Consider the following 17,621-nt stretch of genomic DNA (forward strand, 5'->3'; position numbering starts at 1 on the left):
GCCGCGGATCAGGATCCGCTGAACGCGTCGGGCGGCAGCGCGGTCGTGCCGTCCTCGATCGCCTGCACCAGCCGATCCGCCACGGCCGCAGGGTCGTGTCCGTGCGGGAACCTCGGCGCCGTGCCGAACAGCGGTCGGTCGGCGAGCCCGGTCTCGATGTGGCCCGGCCTGGCGTCGACCAGGCGGATGCCGCTGCGCCGGAGCTCCCGGCCGGCTGCGGCGATGTAGGCGGCGAGGGCCGCCTTCGAGGCCGAGTAGCTCGCGAGCCCGGCGGTCGGCAGCTCGGAGACGATCCCGGAGAGCGTGAGCACGACCGGCTCGTTGCCCGCGTCGGCCGACTCGCGCAGCGCGGGCAGCGCGACCGAGACGATCCGCATGGGGGCGAGGGCGTTCACCGTGAACAGGGTCTCGAGGTCCTGTTCCGCGGTTTCGGCGACCGTGTCGAACCCGACCACGCCGGCGGCGAACACGATCACGTCGAGCCCGCCGAGCTGCTCGACGGCCCGCGCGACGATGACCTCGGGCGCGTCCTCGTCCGTGAGGTCGACCGCGATGCCGCCGCCGTCCGCTGCCCGGTCCTCGAGCCGGCCCTCGTCTCGGCCGTGGCGCACGACGCGCGCGCCGCGATCCTCGAGGCGCTCGGCGATCAAGCTGCCGAGGGCGCCGGTCGCGCCGACGACGAGGACGCGGGACTGCTCGAGGCGGGTCATGGCGCGAGCCTAGGTCGGGCGGGCGCGCTCGGCACGGGTTCACAGGACACTCGCACCGCGACCCGTCCTCCAGCGCGTCCTCGATCGCGCACCCGTGCGCACCCCGGAAGGCGTGTCGGGTCGGCCGGGTAGGGTCGTCGGGTGACCTGGAGCGAGAACCCCGAGCCGGCCGGCGCGCCCGCCTGGTCCGACGAGGTCCCGTGGGACCCGGACGAGCTCGTGCCGCCGGAGGACGAGTGGGCGCCGCCTCCGCCCGCCGACGGGTCGGCGTCCGTCGCTGGGGGAACCGGGCGGCGCGTCGACGCACCGCCCGCGGTCGCACCGTCGAGGTTCGCCTCGGCCGTCGAGGCGCTGCGCACGGTCTACGGCTACGAGTCGTTCCGCGGCGAGCAGGCCGCCATCATCGACCACGTCGCCGGCGGCGGCGACGCCGTCGTGCTCATGCCGACCGGCGGCGGCAAGAGCCTCTGCTACCAGGTCCCCGCGCTGCTGCGCGAGGGCACGGGCGTCGTGGTGTCGCCGCTCATCGCGCTCATGCACGACCAGGTCGACGCGCTCGTGCGGAACGGCGTGCGCGCGGGCTACCTGAACTCGTCGCAGACCGGGCCGGAACGGGCCGCCGTCGAGCGCGCGTACCTCGCCGGCGAGCTCGACCTGCTCTACGTCGCGCCCGAGCGCCTCGGGTCCGAGCAGACCAAGCGGTTCCTCGAGCGCGGCACGATCGCCCTGTTCGCGATCGACGAGGCGCACTGCGTCGCGCAGTGGGGCCACGACTTCCGCCCCGACTACCTCGCACTCGCCGAGCTCGCCGAGCGCTGGCCCGACGTGCCGCGCATCGCGCTCACCGCCACCGCGACCGAGGCGACGCATCGCGAGATCACGCAGCGGCTCTCACTGGGCGACGCCCGGCACTTCGTCTCGAGCTTCGACCGCCCCAACATCCAGTACCGCATCGCGCCGAAGCTCGACGTGCGGCGGCAGCTGCTCGACTTCGTGCGGACCGAGGGCCGCGACGCCGACGGCACGGCGGTCGCCGGCATCGTCTACGCGCTCTCGCGCGCGAGCACCGAGAAGCTCGCGGCGTTCCTCGCCGCGAACGGCGTCGACGCCATGCCGTACCACGCCGGGCTCGACGCCGAGACGCGGCGCCGAACGCAGGAGCGCTTCCTCCGCGAGGACGGCGTCGTGGTCGTCGCGACCATCGCGTTCGGCATGGGCATCGACAAGCCCGACGTGCGCTTCGTCGCGCACGTCGACCTGCCGAAGTCGGTCGAGGGCTACTACCAGGAGACGGGTCGCGCCGGCCGCGACGGGCTGCCGTCCACCACCTGGCTCGCGTACGGCCTGCAGGACGTGGTGCAGCAGCGGCGCATGATCGACGAGAGCCCGGGCGACCTCGCCCACCGCCGGCGACTCGCCGCGCACCTCGACGCCATGCTCGCGCTGTGCGAGACCGTGCAGTGCCGGCGGCAGAACCTGCTCGCGTACTTCGGCGAGGCGAGCGAGCCGTGCGGCAACTGCGACACGTGCCTCGAGCCGCCGGCCTCGTGGGACGGCACGGTCCCCGCGCAGAAGCTCATGTCGACGATCGTCCGAATGCAGCGCGAGCGCGGCCAGCGGTTCGGCGCCGGCCACCTGGTCGACATCCTGCGCGGCAAGCGCACGGCCCGCGTCGAGCAGTACGGCCACGACGCCCTGGCGACCTGGTCGATCGGCGGCGACCTCTCCGAGGCGCAGTGGCGCGGCGTCGTCCGGCAGCTGCTCGCCCAGGGCCTGCTGCAGACGGTCGGCGAGTACGGCGTGCTCGCGCTGACGGATGCCTCGGCGGACGTGCTCTCCGGTGCGCGCGAGGTCGCGTTCCGGACCGAACCCGAGCGGCCCGCGCGCGCCTCCCGCTCCAGCCGCGCCGCCGCACCCGCGGCCGCCGACCTCGAGCCGCGCGACGCCGAGCTGTTCGAAGCGCTCCGCGCCTGGCGCGCCGGCGAGGCGCGCGAGCAGGGCGTGCCCGCGTACATCGTCTTCGGCGATGCGACCCTGCGCGCGGTCGCCGTGCGACGGCCCGCGGCCGTGGCGGAGCTCGACGGCATCTCGGGCATCGGGGCCAAGAAGCTCGACGCCTACGGCGCGGCCCTCGTGCGCGTCGTGTCCGAGCACGCGGGCTGACCGCGCGCACGTCGCTCGGGTCGGGCGTCCGTGCCGCGCAGTCGCGGCCCGGACGCGCGTGGCCATCGTGATCTCGACACGGGGCGAACGTCCTCGACCGCCGACCGGGCGGCTCGCTAGCATCAGGCGTGAGGCCGCCGTCGGCGCGGTCCGGATTCGGGGGAGCAGATGTCCGCAGTCCAGGGAAGTCGACCGGTCACCGTGACGATCATCGGCGTGCTCGCGTTCATCGCCGGAGCCCTCGACATGATCTCCGGGGTCATCCTGCTGTTCCTGCTGCCCGTCCAGGACGTCGTGGACGGCTTCGGCGGCACCGGCCAGCTCATCGCGGCCGCGATCGGCTCGATCGTGGTCGGCCTCATCACCGCGGTGCTCGCGGGCGGACTGCTGCGCGGCAGCCAGGCCGCGCGCCTCATCGTCACCGTGCTGCAGGTGCTCTCGCTCATCGGCTCCCTCTTCCTCGCGGTCGCCTACCTCGGCTTCCCCGTCGGCGAGTGGATCGGCGTCGCCGTCTCGGTGCTCGTCCTGATCCTGCTCTGGACCCCGAAGTCGAGCACCTTCTTCACGCGCTGAGCCGCGGACCGAACGGGAACGAGTCGAGGGGAGACCGGATGTCGGAGCAGGGGATCGAGGGTGTGCAGCGGCCCGCCGCGGTGACGGTGGTCGCCGCGCTGGTGTGGGTGAACGCGGCGCTCGACCTGGTGGCCGGGGTCGTGTTCCTGATCGCCGCGGCAGGTGACGTCGACGGGAACCGGAGCACGTGGGTGATCATGGGCTCGATCTCGCTCGTGCTCGGCGCGATCGCCGCGGTCGTGGCGCTCGGACTCATGCGCGGGAACGCCGTGGCCCGCATCGCGATCACGGTGATCGAGGCCTTCTCGATCATCGCCTCCGCGGCGGCCGCGGTGGCGAACCCGGAGACCGTGCCGAACGAGATCGTCAGCGCGCTGATCGCCCTGGCGATCCTGCTCCTGGTCTGGTCCAGGGAGTCGACGCGGTACTTCCGCGGGCTCGCGCCGGACCAGCCGGATGAGCGCTGACCGTCGGCCTCCGTCGACATCGTTGTCGATCATCCAAGGTTCCGACGGGTCCGGTTTGTAGGGTTCCACAGGCTCGTTCGCGCGCCTCCGAGGCCGCTTTGTAGGCGGCTGACGCAGATTTTCCGGTGCGATCGCGGCCCGTCCTACCGTGGCAGCAGCCCTGTTCCGCGTACGAAGGACGAACCGACGATGGTCGATACGGCATCCCGAACCGCCACCACTCCTGCGCCGAAGGCCGAGCGGCCCGGCACGCCGGAGCGCGCCGCCGCCGCCACTCCGGCGGGCACCCCGATCGACGCGAGCGCCGCCCCCGTGGTGGACGTCGCGGCGCTCGGCCGGCAGCTGCTCGGCACCTGGGCGGACATCCGGCTCGCGGCGCGCGAGCGGGCCGCCGACCCCGCCTACCAGCGCATCGACGGCCAGACCATGGCGGAGCACCGCGAGCGCGTGCTCGGCCAGCTGAAGCTGCTCGTCGAGTCCGGCGCCGTGCACAAGGCGTTCCCGAAGTCGCTCGGCGGCGACGACGACCACGGCGGCAACATCGCCGCCTTCGAGGAGCTCGTGCTCGCCGACCCGAGCCTGCAGATCAAGTCGGGCGTGCAGTGGGGCCTCTTCGGCGCCGCCGTGCTCCACCTCGGCACGGAGCGCCACCACGAGAAGTACCTGCCGGGCATCATGAACCTCGACGTGCCGGGCGCGTTCGCGATGACGGAGACCGGCCACGGCTCCGACGTCGCTGCCATCGGCACGACGGCGACCTACGACCCCGAGACCGAGGAGTTCGTGCTGCACACGCCGTTCCGCGGTGCATGGAAGGACTACCTCGGCAACGCGGCGCTGCACGGCATCGCGGCGGTCGTGTTCGCGCAGCTGATCACGAAGGGCGTCAACCACGGCGTGCACGCCTTCTACGTCCCGATCCGCGACGAGCACGGCGAGTTCCTCCCCGGGATCGGCGGCGAGGACGACGGCCTGAAGGGCGGCCTCAACGGCATCGACAACGGCCGGCTCCACTTCACCGACGTGCGCGTCCCGCGCGAGGACCTCCTGAACCGCTACGGCGACGTCGCCGCCGACGGCACCTACACGAGCTCGATCTCGAGCCCAGGCCGCCGGTTCTTCACGATGCTCGGCACGCTCGTGCAGGGCCGCGTCTCGCTCGACGGCGCCGCCACGACCGCGACCGCCATGGCCCTCGCGATCGCCATCACGTACGGCACGCAGCGCCGCCAGTTCAACGCGGGCAGCGACACCGACGAGGAGGTGCTGCTCGACTACCAGCGCCACCAGCGTCGCCTGATCCCGAAGCTGGCCACGACCTACGCGCAGGTCTTCGCGCACGACGAGTTCCTGGTGAAGTTCGACGCCGTCTTCTCGGGCGAGGCCGACACCGACGACGACCGGCAGGACCTCGAGACCATCGCTGCGGCGCTCAAGCCGCTGTCGACGTGGCACGCCCTCGAGACGCTCCAGGAGGCGCGCGAGGCGTGCGGCGGCGCGGGCTTCCTCGCCGAGAACCGGCTCGTCGGCCTCCGCCAGGACCTCGACATCTACGTCACCTTCGAGGGCGACAACAACGTGCTGCTGCAGCTGGTCGCCAAGCGACTGCTCACCGACTTCTCGAAGCAGTTCGCGAAGGCGGACGCCGGGGCGATGGCGCGCTACGTCGTCGCCCAGGCGGCCGACCGCGCGTACCACGGCACGGGCCTGCGCCGCCTCGCCCAGACGGTCGCGGACTTCGGCTCCACCGCGCGCTCGGTGAGCGAGCTGCGCGACGAGGAGTCGCAGCGCGAGCTGCTGACCGACCGCGTCGAGGCGATGGTCTCCGAGATCGCCGGGCGCCTGCGCGACTCGCGGAAGCTCTCGAAGCCCGAGGCCGCCGCGCTGTTCAACCGCAACCAGAACGAGCTCATCGAGGCCGCGCGCGCACACGCCGAGCTGCTGCAGTGGGAGGCCTTCACGCGCGGCCTCGCCCGCACCGAGGACCCGGGCACCAAGCAGGTGCTCACGTGGATGCGCGACCTGTTCGGCCTGGGCCTGCTCGAGAAGCACCTGTCGTGGTACCTGATCCAGGGCCGGCTCTCGCCGCAGCGCGCGCAGGCCGTGAGCGCCTACATCGACCGCCTGATCGAGCGCCTGCGCCCGTACGCCCTGGACCTCGTGGACGCGTTCGGCTTCGCGCCGGAGCACCTGCGCGCGCCGATCGCGTCGGGCGCCGAGCAGGCGCGCCAGGACGAGGCGCGGGCCTATTACGCCGCGCAGCGCGAGGCGGGCACGCTCGCCGAGCCGGAGAAGTCGACGAAGTCCAAGCGGTAGCGGACGCCGTGACGACGGGCCGGGCGCGCAGCGCCCGGCCCGTCGTCGTGCGTGCGGCGTGGGGTCAGCGGCGCGGCGTGCGCTTCGGGTCCTCGTCCTCGCCCGGCGGCTTCATGAGCGCACCGGTCGCGAGGCCGACGGCGAGCCCGGCGGCCAGCCACAGCCAGAACCCAGTCCAGAGGCTGACGACCACGCCGATGATCAGCCCGACGACGAGGCCGACGACGAGCTGGCGGCGGCGTGCGGGGGAGAACGGCTCGCGTGCGGACATGCCCCCAGCGTAGGCCGCGGTGCGCCGGGGCTCAGACCAGGCCGAGCGCTCGGACCGCCTCGCGCTCGTCCACGAGCTCCGCCACCGACGCGTCGATGCGGGTGCGGGCGAACTCGTCGTTCGCGAGCCCCTCGACCACGCGCCACTCCCCGTCCTCGGCGACGACCGGGAACGACGAGATGACGCCCTCGGCGACGCCGTACTGCCCCGTGGACCAGATCGCGGCGCTCGTGCGGCCGCCGTCGCCCGTGCCGAGCACCCAGTCCCGGACGTGGTCGATCGTCGCCGACGCCGCGGAGGCCACCGACGAGGAGCCGCGCACCTCGATGATCTCCGCACCGCGCTTCGCGACCCGCGGGATGAACTCGTCGACGAGCCACTCGCGCGCAGCGTCGACCCCGCCGAGGCGCGCCGCCAGGAGCCCGGGAACGGGGTCGCCGTCGGCGGTCGCGTGGGCGATGTCGGGGAACTGGGTCGCGGAGTGGTTGCCCCAGATCGTCACCCCGCGGATGCCGCCGACCGGCGTGTCCACGGCGGCGGCCAGCTGGCCGAGCGCGCGATTGTGGTCGAGTCGCGTGAGCGCGGTGAACCGCTCCTTCGGCACGTCGGGCGCGTTGGAGGCGGCGATCAGCGCGTTGGTGTTCGCGGGGTTGCCGACGACGACGACGCGGACGTCGTCCGCCGCATGGTCGTTGATCGCCCTGCCCTGCGGGCCGAAGATGCCGCCGTTCGCCTCGAGCAGGTCACCGCGCTCCATCCCCGCGGTGCGGGGCCGCGCGCCGACCAGCAGGCCGAGGTTCGCCCCGTCGAACGCGACCGCGGGATCGGCGGTCACCTCGACGTGCGAGAGCAGCGGGAACGCGGAGTCCTGCAGCTCGAGCGCGGCGCCCTCGGCGGCGCGCAGCCCCTGCGGGATCTCGAGGAGGTTCAGGCGCACGGCGGTGTCGGGCCCCAGCATCGCCCCCGAGGCGATGCGGAAGAGCAGCGCGTAGCCGATCTGCCCCCCGGCGCCGGTGATCGTGATGGTGACCGGTCTGCGGCTCATGTGCCGAGCCTACGCCGCCCCCTGCGGCGGCTCACCAGCCCATGCTGCCGGGCGCGCCCTTGAACGGGCCGGCGACGCCCGACGTGATCCAGCCGCCGTAGAACGAGCCGGGCTGGGGCGTCACGACCTCGCCGTCGACCGAGCACTCGTCCATGGGCCCCGCGTAGACGGCCACGCGGCCGCGCAGGTCCTCGTAGCCGGGCGACGGGTCCGGGTACGTCCACGCCGCGCGCGCCGCCGTCCGCTCGCCCCCGACGACGTCGAAGTACCGTGCGGCGCCCTTGAACTCGCAGAACGACGCGCCCGCCGCGGGCACCAGCGCACCCGGCACGAAGGCCGAGGCCGGCACGTAGTACACCGGGGGATGGCTCGTCTCGAGGACGCGGACGACGTCGCGCGTGTCCACGATCCGCCGACCGCCGAGGTCGATGGCGAGGCGGACGTCGACGGACTCGATCGCCGGTGGCCGGGGATAGTCCCACACGGACTCCTGGCCGGGGCGCACGCGGTCTGGGACGGGACGCATGGCGGCACCGTACGGCGCGAGGCTGGGAGGCCGCCGGAGGGTGCCTGTGACCCGGGTGCCTCGGGCGGCGCGCCGCGCGCGCGGCATCCGCCGGTTCGCTAGCGTGTCGAGACAAGGGGGAGCCGATGCGCGAACTGTATCCGGAGATCGAACCGCTCGAGACGGGGATGCTCGACGTGGGCGACGGCCAGCACATCTACTGGGAGGTCTCCGGTCGCCGCGACGGCAAGCCGGTGGTGTTCCTGCACGGCGGTCCCGGCGGCGGGACCTCGCCCGCGCATCGTCGACTGTTCGACCCGTCGAAGTACCGGATCGTGCTCTTCGACCAGCGCGGCTGCGGACTCTCGATCCCGCACGCCTCCGAACCCGACGCCGACCTGTCGGCGAACACGACCTGGCACCTCGTCGCCGACCTCGAGCGGTTGCGCGCGCACCTCGGCATCGAACGATGGCAGGTGTTCGGCGGGTCCTGGGGCAGTGCGCTCGCGCTCGCGTACTCCGAGACCCACCCGGAGCGGGTCACCGAGATCGTGCTGCGCGGCATCTTCACGCTGCGGCGCCAGGAGCTCGACTGGTTCTACGAGGGCGGCGCGTCGGCGATCTTCCCCGACCTGTGGGAGGACTTCCTCGCCCCGGTCCCGCTGGGCGACCGCGTGCACCTCATCGAGGCGTACCACCGGCTGCTGTCGGATCCGGATCCGGCCGTGCATCGCCCGGCGGCGATCGCGTGGTCGCGCTGGGAGTCGTCGACGATCACGCTGCTCCCGCAGGCCGAGACGATCGCGAGGTTCACCTCGCCCGAGTACGCGACGGCCTTCGCCCGCATCGAGAACCACTACTTCCGCAACGGCGGGTGGTGGGAGGAGGGGCAGCTCATCCGCGACGCGCACCGGCTGCGCGGCATCCCCGCCGTCATCGTCCAGGGGCGCTACGACATCTGCACGCCGACGATGACGGCCTGGGACCTGCATCGCGCGTGGCCGGAGGCCGACCTGCGCATCATCGACGACGCCGGGCACGCATTCGACGAGCCCGGGATCCTCGATGCGCTGATCGCGGCGACGGATCGGTTCGCGAGCGCGGACGAGCGGATGCCCGGTGGTGCCGTGTCGGACGCCGACGGGCCGGACGACGGCGACGGCGATGACGGGCAGCAGGCCGGGGAGACCGACGAGGCGGGCGACGGAGACGACGAGGGCGATCGCGAGGACGACGCCTCGGACGACGTCGAGTGGGACACCGAGGGACGCGACGAGGACCTCGGCGCGGATCCGGCCGATGAGGCCTCCGACGACGACGCGTCCGACGATGACGACGATGATGATGCGTCCGACGACGACGAGGGTGAGGCCGAGGACGACGACGAGGGTGAGGACGACGACGACGACGGTTCCGATGACGATCCGGACGAGGACGACGAGCCGGATGACGCAGAGGCGCCGTCGAGCGTAGCCTCCGGCGACGTCGAGCGAAAGGCGGATGTCGAGGACGAGTCCGCGCGATAGCGTCGGGCCATGACCTTCAACCCCAAGGCCGACATCGGCGGCGGCAAGACGTCGCGCCGCGGCCGCAACGCCGGCATCGCGGTGGGCGGCGGCCTCGGCGTGCTCGCCATCGTGCTCCTCGGTTCGTTCCTCGGCGTCGACCTCAGCGGCCTCATCGGGGGCGGCGGCGGCGCGCCCGCGGCGGAGGACTCCTCGCTCGAGGAGTGCCGGACCGGCCAGGACGCCAACGAGCGGATCGACTGCCGGATGAAGGGCGCTGCGGCGTCGCTCGACGCGTACTGGGCCGAGGCGTCGCCGAGCATCGGCCTCGACTACGTGCAGCCGCAGGGGTTCGTCCTCTTCGACCAGGCGGTGTCGACCGGGTGCGGCAACGCGTCGTCCGCGACGGGCCCGTTCTACTGCCCGCCGGACCAGACGATCTACATCGACACGTCGTTCTACGACCAGCTCGAGCAGCGGTTCGGAGCCGAGGGCGGCCCGCTGGCCGAGATGTACGTCGTCGCGCACGAGTGGGGCCATCACATCCAGAACATCGCGGGCGTGCTCGACTCGACACGGGACGGCGAGACGGGACCGACGTCGAACGCGGTTCGCGTCGAGCTGCAGGCCGACTGCTTCGCCGGCGCCTGGGCGGGGGCCGCGGCGACGACGGAGGACCCGAACGGGAACACCTTCCTGCAGCCGATCACGCCGGACGAGTACCGGCAGGCGATCGACGCCGCGGCGGCCGTCGGCGACGACCGCATCCAGGAGGCGACCCAGGGCCAGGTCACGCCGCACACCTTCTCGCACGGTACGAGCGAGCAGCGCGTCCGCTGGTTCGCGGCGGGCTACGACGAGGGTGTCGGCTCGTGCAACACGTTCCAGGTGTCCGGGGACCAGCTCTGATGCGGCGCGCCGGTGCCGTCGTGATCGGCGCCCTCGCCGTCGTCGCGCTCGTCGTGGTCGGCGTGCTCGTGTGGGCGAACATCGTCTTCCAGGGCGAGCGCGAGCCGTCGCTCGACGCGTGGCGCTCCGACGACGTGGAGATCAGCCGCGTCGACACCGGGTTCGTCATCGCCCCGACCTCGGGCGCGAGCGACCTCGGGCTCGTGTTCGTCCCCGGTGCGAAGGTCGACCCGAGCGCGTACCTGTACAAGCTCAGCGGGGTCGTCGAGGAGACCGGCATGACGGTGGTCGTCACGCACCCGACCCTGAACCTCGCCTTCTTCGACACGCGACCGCTCGAGGCCTTCACCGACGAGGCGCCGGACGTGCAGCGCTGGCTCGTCGGCGGGCACTCCCTGGGCGGGGTCCGCGCCTGCCAGCTCGCGGGCGACGCGACGGATGCCGCGAACGGCCCCGACGTCGTCGGCATGGTCCTGTTCGGCAGCTACTGCGCGAACGACCTGTCCGGCACCGACCTGGAGGTGCTGTCGCTGGTCGGGGAGCACGACGGGCTCAGCACCCCCGAGAAGGTGGCGGCCGCGGGCGACCTGCTCCCTGCCGACGCGGAGTCGGTGCTCATCGAGGGCGGCAACCACGCGTCGTTCGGCGACTACGGCGTACAGCCCGGCGACGGTGTCGCGACGGCCGATCGGCAGGCCGTTCGCGACCAGATCTCCGACGCGGTGGCGGCGTTCGTCGAGGAGTCGGGCCTCGGCTGATCCGCTCGTTCGGGCTCAGGGCGAGAGGGCGCCCGCGAGGTCGCGGCGCGGCATCCGCCCCGTGCTCGACACGGCGAGCAGCACGATGCCGGACGCGAGCACGGCGAGGCCGAGCACGGCGGTGCCCGGCAGCTGCTCGTGCAGCACGAGGACGCCGAGGAGCGTGGCCGTGAGCGGCTCGCCGAGGGTGAGCGTCGAGACGGTCGCGGGAGCGAGCCGACGCAGGCCGGCGCCGAAGAACAGGTAGGCGGCCGTCGTGGTGACCAGGCCGAGCCAGAGCGCCATGGCGAGGCCGCCCGGCGCGGCGAGCCACGACGTGTCGGTGGCGAGCAGCACGGGCAGGCTGATCGCGGCGGCGACGCCGAACATGGCGCCCATGCTCGCGGCGGAGCTGAAGCCGCGGTCGAGCAGGGCCTTCCCCGCGAGCGTGTAGACGGCGTACGCGCCGCCGGCGCCGACGGACGCGGCGATCCCCAGCGGGTCGACCGCGGTCGGGCCCGTGCCCGTGGTCGCGGCGAGCACGGCCACGCCCGTCGTCGCCAGGGCCGTGGCGACCATCCAGCCGCGGCCGGGGAACCGGCGACGGAGCGTCCAGTCGAGCAGGCCCGTGAGCACGGGCGCCGATCCGAGGGCGACGACGGTGCCCACCGCGACCCCGTTGGCCTCGGTGCCGGCGAAGAACGCGGGCTGGTAGGCGATGACGCCGGAGGCGCCGACCACGACCGCGACGGCGACGCCGGCGCTCCCGGCTCGGCCGCCGGAGGTCGGCGCGGCGGACGTCCCGATCGCGCCGCGCCGACGTCCGGCGACGTGGAGGGCGAGGGCCACCGCGGCCAGGGCGCCGCCGCCGATGAGGATGCGCGCCGCACCGATCGAGAGCGGATCGGCCTCGGGCCCGAGGGCCTGGGCCGTGCCCGTGGTGCCGAAGCAGATGGCGGCCGCGAGGACGAGCAGGACGGAACGCATGGTGAATTGTTACACAATCGGGTGGCTTCCGGAAGGCTCGCCCGTCGTCCGCAGCCGGGCCGGGGGAGCGGGCGCCCCTCCGGGCCCCGCGCGACGATAGGATTCCGGGGGTCGCCTCGCCGCGGCATCCGTTCACGTCATCGCCGAGGGGGCGCGCGACCCGGCGCACGGTGCCGCAGGGCAGGCGGCCGGCCACCACCCGGAGGAGGACCTGTGCGCGCCGTCATGTACCACGGCTTCGGCGACGAACCCGAGCTCGTCGAGGTCGACCGACCCGCCTGCCCGCCGCGGGGCGCCGTCGTGCGCGTGCGCGCGACGGGCCTCTGCCGCAGCGACTGGCACGGATGGATGGGCCATGACGCCGGCATCGCGTTGCCGCAGGTCCCCGGCCACGAGTTCGCCGGCGAGATCGCCGAGCTCGGCGCCGAGGTCCCCGAGGATGCGGGCTGGGCCGTCGGCGACCGCGTCACCGCGCCCTTCATCTGCGCGTGCGGCCGCTGCGACGAGTGCCGATCCGGCAACGAGCAGGTGTGCGACGCCCAGCGCCAGCCCGGCTTCACGCATTGGGGCTCGTTCGCCGAGTACGTCGTCGTCGACGAGGCCGCGCTCAACCTCATCCGCCTGCCCGACTCGCTCGGCTTCGTCGAGGCGGCCTCCCTCGGCTGCCGCTTCGCGACGGCGTACCGCGCGATCATCAGCCGCGGTCGCCTCCACCCCGGTGAGCAGGTCGCCGTGCACGGATGCGGCGGGGTCGGCCTCTCCGCGATCATGATCGCCGTCGCGGCCGGCGTGCCCGTCTACGGCGTCGACGTCTCGGACGCCGCGCTCGCCGCGGCGGCCGAGCTGGGTGCGACCCCGATCCGCGGCGGCGACGGCGCCGCCGACCGGGTCCGTGAGGCGAGCGGCGGCGGCGTGGACCTCTCGGTGGACGCGTTCGGCAGCCCGGAGACCTCGTTCGCATCGGTGCGCAGCCTGCGCAAGCGCGGCCGCCACGTGCAGATCGGCCTCATGCTCGCCGAGAGCGCGACCGCCGCGATGCCGATGGACGCCGTCATCGACGGCGAGCTCGAGATCCTCGGCAGCCACGGCATGGCCGCCCACGAGTACCCCGACATGCTCGGCGCGGTGGCGTCGGGCGCCTTCCGGCCGATCGAGCTCGTCGGGCGCACCATCGCGCTGGACGAGGTGCCCGGGGCGATCGCCGCGATGGGCCGAGCGGGCGGCGCCGGCTCGGGCATGACCGTGATCGAGCTGTAGCGGCCGTGCCCCGCGCCGGCGCTCAGGCGGCGTCCGGCAGCGGACGCAGGGGCACGACCGGCCCGCGAGGTCGCCGCGGTGCTTCGCCGGGATCCGGCGCCCGCTCCTGCGGCGGTTCCGGCGCGACCACCAGCCCGTCCTGCGACGCCGCCGTCGCTGCGAGGAGCTCGAGCCACGCGCGATTGATCGCCGGCCGGCGGCGGTCGGCGTAGTCGAACTCGAGCGCTGCGGACGGGCCGATCCAGACGCTCGTCTCACGCCCGTCGACCTCGACGGTGAAGCCGAACGACTCGCGTCGTCGCAGCTTCGCGAGGATCACGACCTGGAGGTGGGCGAGCGCCCGGTCGTCGATCGGGATCGACAGCCTGCCGTCGTACACGAGCTTGCCCATGCGGGCTCCTTCCGGCGCGGGACAAGGGTCTCGGAGAAGGCAGCCGGGGGAGGATGCTCGCGTTCCCGCGGTCCCGACGCTAGCGCTCGACGGCGTCCGCGGAGGCGCAGGATCCGGGACTCTTCCGATTCGGGATAGGTCTTCCCGGCATGTGCACGTACACTGACGGCACTCGGTGCGACTCCCCCGCGCACCGGGGGTGAGGATGTCATATGACCGGATTGACCCGGTCCGCGATCGATACGCGTACTCCAGAGGACGCTCGTCGAGCATTCGAGCCCATGGTTCCGCGACTGGAGTTCGGCCGCGTGGACCCCGCCGCGTTCCGGGTGCAGCTCCGCTTCGACCAGGCACCGTCGTTCACGGTCATCGAGTACGCGTTCTCGGCGCCGGCGGCGACCATCGCAGGATCCGACGACCTCGTCGTGATCTCCGCGCGCGGCCGCGGGTTCGAGCTCTGGCATGGGCGGCGCGACGTGGACTCGTCGCTGCCGTACCTGCAGGCCGCGGACGGCCTGGCCGCGCGCTGGGAGGCCGTCGCGGCGCGAGCGACCATGCTCGATCGCGCGGGCGTCGAGGCGGTCGCGGCGACGATGTCGGGCGAGCCCGGTCGCATGCTCACGCAGTCCGGCCTCGAACCGAGAAGCCCGGAGCTCGGCCGCTTCTGGGAGCACACCGTGCATCGCGTGCGCACCGCGATGCTCGCCGCGCCCGAGGCGTTCGACGAGCCGCTCGTCGAGGGCGCCGCCTTCCACCGGCTCGCCGTCGCGTACCTGCACGCGTTCCAGATCGTGTGGCTCACATCCGACCAGCGCCTGCTGCCGACCGGTCCGCGCTCCACCGTCGTCCGCCTGGCGCTCGAGTACATGCACGCGCACGCCGCCGAGGCGATCACGGTGCAGCACGTCGCCGATGCGGTGCACATCTCGTCGCGGGGCCTGCATGCCGCCTTCCGCGCCGAACTCGGCGTGTCGCCGTCCGAGCAGCTCCGCGGCATCCGCCTGTCGGGCGTGCGGGACGAGCTGCGCTTCTCGCCCCCGGGGGAGACCGTGGCGATCGTCGCGCGCCGGTGGGGGTTCGTGCACCTGTCCCGCTTCGCCGACTCCTACCGCCAGCGATTCGGCGAACTGCCGTCCGACACCGTGGCGCAGCGGCGATAGGGTCCGCTTCCTCTGCGGAGCGACCGCGACCGGTCAGAGCCGGTCGAGGATGAACGCGACCCGCTCCTCCGGTGGGAGGACGGGCACGAGCACCACCGGGATCGGCAGCGAGCGGTACACCTCGAGCAGGAGCTCGTGGATGCGGTGCTGCGCCCCAGCGTCCTCGGTGCGCGCGTAGTCCGGGTGCAGGGGGAGCAGGTCCATCACGAAGGCCTTCCGGTAGCGGACGTGCGCGAGCGCCTCGATGAGCGCGGGGTCGGGCTCGAGCCCGAGGAACCGGTAGTACGCGAGCGAGTCGGGCACGGCCCGATCGAGGAAGACGACCTCGTCGGGCTCGAGCGCCGCCTCCTGCTCGAGCTGGAGCGCGAGCACGTTCCGCTGGAACTCGCCCTGTCGGCTGCGGATCTCCTCCACGGATCGCCCGCCGAGCCGCTGCAGGTCGATGTAGTGCCGGGCGTCCTCGATCGTCGTCCGGTACCCGCGCTGACGGAGCAGGTCGACCGTCGTGGTCTTCCCCGAGCTCGGGCCGCCGGTGATGACGTACCAGTGCGTCATGCCCGCCTCCCTCCGAGGCCGTGAGCGGATGCTACTCCCGCCCGCGCAGTGCGGGCGGTCCCGTGGTCACACGCGAGCGCCGCGGCATCCGCTCGGATACGCTCGGGCACGCGGGCGGGCGTCCGCGCCGCAGGTCGACGGCGACCGCGGACCTGCGCCGAAGGAGGGCAGCGATGACCGGATGGCGGATCCGCGAGTTCCACCGCGACGACCTCGAGGCGCTGCTGCACCTCTGGGAGGAGGTGACCGCCGCACCGATCGAGCCCGTCTACGGGCTGAGCGAGGTGCTCGCGTCGCTCGAGAAGGACCACGCGATGGTGGCGGTCCACGGCGAGGAGGTCATCGGGGCGGTCGTCGGCCGCGCCGCGCACAACCAGGGCTGGATCGTGTTCCTCGCGACGACGATCCCGTGGCGCGGGCGGGGCGTCGGCGCCGGACTGCTCGCGGCGATCGAGAAGAAGATGGAGCCGCTCGGGTTGTCGAAGCTGTCGGCGCTCATGCCCGAGGCGGAGACCCGGGTGCACGCGTTCCACAGCCAGGGCTTCGAGCTCAAGCAGAACCTGCACTACTTCGAGCGGCGCATCCCGGTGCAGCGGGAGGAGCTGAGCTCCCTGGCCGAGCTCGGCGGCCGGCTCATGCCGCGCGACCTCTGGGAGGCGGTCGCGGGCATGCACCGCGAGAAGGAGATCCTCGAGCAGCGGCTCGTGATGCCGCTCGCCGAGCCCGACCTCGCCGATCGGTTCGGCGTGGTGCCGCCGCGGGCGGTGGTCCTCTTCGGACCGCCCGGCACGGGCAAGACGACGTTCGCGAAGGCGATCGCATCGCGGCTCGAGTGGTCGTTCGTCGAGGTCTTCCCGTCGCGGCTCGCCGCCGAGCCGAGCGGCCTCGCGGCGGCCCTCCGCGAGACGTTCCTGAAGATCGCCGAGCTCGAGCACGCGGTCGTCTTCATCGACGAGGTCGAGGAGATCGCCGCGCAGCGGTCGGGCGAGCCGCCGTCGCCCCTGCAGGGCGTGACGAACGAGCTGCTGAAGATCATCCCGGCGTTCCGCGAGCAGGAGGGGCGGCTGCTCATCTGCGCCACGAACTTCATCCGCGCCCTCGACAGCGCGTTCCTCCGGCACGGCCGATTCGACTACATCATCCCCATCGGCCTGCCCGACGACGCGGCGCGGCTGGCGATCTGGCGGCGTTACATCCCGGAGGCGGTCGACGAGGCCGTCGACCTGCCGTTGCTCGTGGACCGCACCGTCGGCTTCTCACCCGCCGACATCGAGTTCGCCGCGCGCAGTGCGTCGCAGCGGGCGTTCGAGGCCGCGCTCGGCGCCGGTGACGGCAGCGGGGCGGCGGATGCCGCGGGGCCGAGCACCGAGCACTACCTGGAGGCGATCGCCGGGACCCGCACGACCGTCTCGCCGGAGACGACGGCCGCGTTCCTCGAGGACATCGAGGCGCTGGCCCGGGTGTGACCGTCGGCCCGTGGCGCCCTCAGCGCGGCGGCGTGGTCGGGCCGCCCGGCGGCGTCGAGGGTGCGGCCCCCGGCGGCGGCGGGTAGCCCGCACCGCCGACCGGCATCTGCCCGGCGGGGTATCCCCCGACGATGGCCTGCGCCCCCGAGGGGGTCGTCCCCACACCCTGCGCGCGCTGGAGCTGCTGGATGCGGATCATCCGATCGACCTCCTCGCGGTGCTTGCGCTCGCCGCGTTCGATGTGGCGCGTGATGGCGGCGACGCCCGCGCCGACGCCGCCGGCGATGATCGCGTAGACGACGATCGCGAAGATCGCCGAGACGTCGAGGTACCCGCCGTCGGAGAGGTCGCGCGTCGGGAAGATGTCGCGGAACGGGTGCAGGTACGCATCCGACACCCGGTAGACGAAGGCGGCGAACCCGGCGTCCGGGTTGGCCGCGAAGAGCAGCAGGAACACGCGCAGCAGGAGCGCGATCACCCCGATCAGCACCCAGATGTAGAGGATCCACGTGCCGATCTGGAGCAGCCGCAGATACCACGGCGGCTTCCAGGCGGTCTCGGCATCGGTGTCGGCCTGGCTCATGGCGCCGTCCCCCTTCCCCTC

At 73.3% G+C, this 17,621-nt stretch carries 17 protein-coding genes and 1 pseudogene; 10 read left to right on the plus strand and 8 right to left on the minus strand.

Annotated features, from left to right (window positions below; all coding sequences use genetic code 11):
• Positions 1 to 8: 8 nt before the first annotated feature.
• Entirely contained in the window at positions 9 to 710 is a 702-nt protein-coding gene (locus ABD230_RS10730) for an SDR family NAD(P)-dependent oxidoreductase (RefSeq protein WP_344373057.1), read from the minus strand.
• Between the two features lie 141 nt (positions 711 to 851).
• Between ABD230_RS10730 and recQ the strand changes: the two genes are divergently transcribed.
• From recQ to ABD230_RS10750, 4 genes are all read left to right on the plus strand, one after another.
• Positions 852 to 2,873: a DNA helicase RecQ gene (recQ, locus tag ABD230_RS10735; RefSeq protein WP_344373060.1), complete on the plus strand. Its 2,022-nt coding sequence runs from the start codon at positions 852 to 854 to the stop codon at positions 2,871 to 2,873.
• Positions 2,874 to 3,041: 168 nt separating this feature from the next.
• Positions 3,042 to 3,446: a DUF7144 family membrane protein gene (locus ABD230_RS10740; protein ID WP_344373063.1), complete on the plus strand. Its 405-nt coding sequence runs from the start codon at positions 3,042 to 3,044 to the stop codon at positions 3,444 to 3,446.
• Between the two features lie 38 nt (positions 3,447 to 3,484).
• Entirely contained in the window at positions 3,485 to 3,913 is a 429-nt protein-coding gene (locus tag ABD230_RS10745; protein ID WP_344373066.1) for a hypothetical protein, read from the plus strand.
• Positions 3,914 to 4,102: 189 nt separating this feature from the next.
• On the plus strand, positions 4,103 to 6,229 hold the full coding sequence (locus ABD230_RS10750; protein WP_344373069.1) for an acyl-CoA dehydrogenase family protein: 2,127 nt from the start codon (positions 4,103 to 4,105) through the stop codon (positions 6,227 to 6,229).
• 64 nt (positions 6,230 to 6,293) lie between these two features.
• On the opposite strand, the gene ABD230_RS10755 is transcribed toward ABD230_RS10750, so the two are convergent.
• From ABD230_RS10755 to ABD230_RS10765, 3 genes are read right to left on the minus strand one after another with little or no spacing between them, the layout of a single operon-like run.
• A complete protein-coding gene (locus ABD230_RS10755) occupies positions 6,294 to 6,500 on the minus strand; it encodes an HPP family protein (protein WP_344373072.1) in 207 nt (68 codons plus the stop codon).
• Positions 6,501 to 6,531: 31 nt separating this feature from the next.
• A complete protein-coding gene (locus ABD230_RS10760) occupies positions 6,532 to 7,545 on the minus strand; it encodes a malate dehydrogenase (protein WP_344373076.1) in 1,014 nt (337 codons plus the stop codon).
• Between the two features lie 31 nt (positions 7,546 to 7,576).
• Positions 7,577 to 8,071, minus strand: coding sequence for a DUF427 domain-containing protein (locus ABD230_RS10765; protein ID WP_344373079.1), 495 nt, complete (start codon positions 8,069 to 8,071; stop codon positions 7,577 to 7,579).
• A gap of 125 nt (positions 8,072 to 8,196) precedes the next feature.
• Between ABD230_RS10765 and pip the strand changes: the two are divergent.
• The 3 genes and pseudogenes from pip to ABD230_RS10780 form a co-directional block, all read left to right on the plus strand.
• Positions 8,197 to 9,153, plus strand: a pseudogene (gene pip / locus ABD230_RS10770) (prolyl aminopeptidase); the annotation flags it as partial.
• Between the two features lie 432 nt (positions 9,154 to 9,585).
• Positions 9,586 to 10,464 carry a KPN_02809 family neutral zinc metallopeptidase gene (gene ypfJ / locus ABD230_RS10775; protein WP_344373082.1) on the plus strand — a complete coding sequence of 293 codons (879 nt, stop codon included), beginning with the start codon at positions 9,586 to 9,588 and terminating at the stop codon, positions 10,462 to 10,464.
• Positions 10,464 to 11,222 (plus strand): alpha/beta hydrolase, encoded by a 759-nt coding sequence (locus ABD230_RS10780; RefSeq protein ID WP_344373085.1) that lies wholly within the window; start codon positions 10,464 to 10,466, stop codon positions 11,220 to 11,222. Before ypfJ ends, ABD230_RS10780 begins: the two co-directional genes overlap by 1 nt.
• Before the next feature lie 15 nt (positions 11,223 to 11,237).
• Here ABD230_RS10780 and ABD230_RS10785 read toward each other — a convergent pair whose 3' ends face one another.
• On the minus strand, positions 11,238 to 12,188 hold the full coding sequence (locus ABD230_RS10785; protein WP_344373087.1) for an EamA family transporter: 951 nt from the start codon (positions 12,186 to 12,188) through the stop codon (positions 11,238 to 11,240).
• Positions 12,189 to 12,401: 213 nt separating this feature from the next.
• Between ABD230_RS10785 and ABD230_RS10790 the strand changes: the two genes are divergently transcribed.
• Positions 12,402 to 13,445, plus strand: coding sequence for an alcohol dehydrogenase catalytic domain-containing protein (locus tag ABD230_RS10790; protein WP_344373090.1), 1,044 nt, complete (start codon positions 12,402 to 12,404; stop codon positions 13,443 to 13,445).
• A 22-nt stretch (positions 13,446 to 13,467) separates the two neighbouring features.
• On the opposite strand, the gene ABD230_RS10795 is transcribed toward ABD230_RS10790, so the two are convergent.
• Entirely contained in the window at positions 13,468 to 13,836 is a 369-nt protein-coding gene (locus ABD230_RS10795) for a DUF7882 family protein (protein ID WP_344373093.1), read from the minus strand.
• A 281-nt stretch (positions 13,837 to 14,117) separates the two neighbouring features.
• On the opposite strand from ABD230_RS10795, the gene ABD230_RS10800 reads away from it, so the two are divergent.
• Complete coding sequence (locus tag ABD230_RS10800) at positions 14,118 to 14,996, plus strand: helix-turn-helix domain-containing protein (RefSeq protein ID WP_344373096.1); 879 nt, start codon at positions 14,118 to 14,120, stop codon at positions 14,994 to 14,996.
• A 33-nt stretch (positions 14,997 to 15,029) separates the two neighbouring features.
• On the opposite strand, the gene ABD230_RS10805 is transcribed toward ABD230_RS10800, so the two are convergent.
• Positions 15,030 to 15,551: an AAA family ATPase gene (locus tag ABD230_RS10805; RefSeq protein WP_344373099.1), complete on the minus strand. Its 522-nt coding sequence runs from the start codon at positions 15,549 to 15,551 to the stop codon at positions 15,030 to 15,032.
• Positions 15,552 to 15,724: 173 nt separating this feature from the next.
• On the opposite strand from ABD230_RS10805, the gene ABD230_RS10810 reads away from it, so the two are divergent.
• Positions 15,725 to 17,017 (plus strand): ATP-binding protein, encoded by a 1,293-nt coding sequence (locus ABD230_RS10810; RefSeq protein WP_344373102.1) that lies wholly within the window; start codon positions 15,725 to 15,727, stop codon positions 17,015 to 17,017.
• A gap of 19 nt (positions 17,018 to 17,036) precedes the next feature.
• On the opposite strand, the gene ABD230_RS10815 is transcribed toward ABD230_RS10810, so the two are convergent.
• On the minus strand, positions 17,037 to 17,600 hold the full coding sequence (locus ABD230_RS10815; RefSeq protein ID WP_344373105.1) for a YggT family protein: 564 nt from the start codon (positions 17,598 to 17,600) through the stop codon (positions 17,037 to 17,039).
• Positions 17,601 to 17,621: the final 21 nt, after the last annotated feature.

The organism is Agromyces tropicus, assembly GCF_039531345.1.
Taxonomy (GTDB): Bacteria; Actinomycetota; Actinomycetes; order Actinomycetales; family Microbacteriaceae; genus Agromyces; species Agromyces tropicus.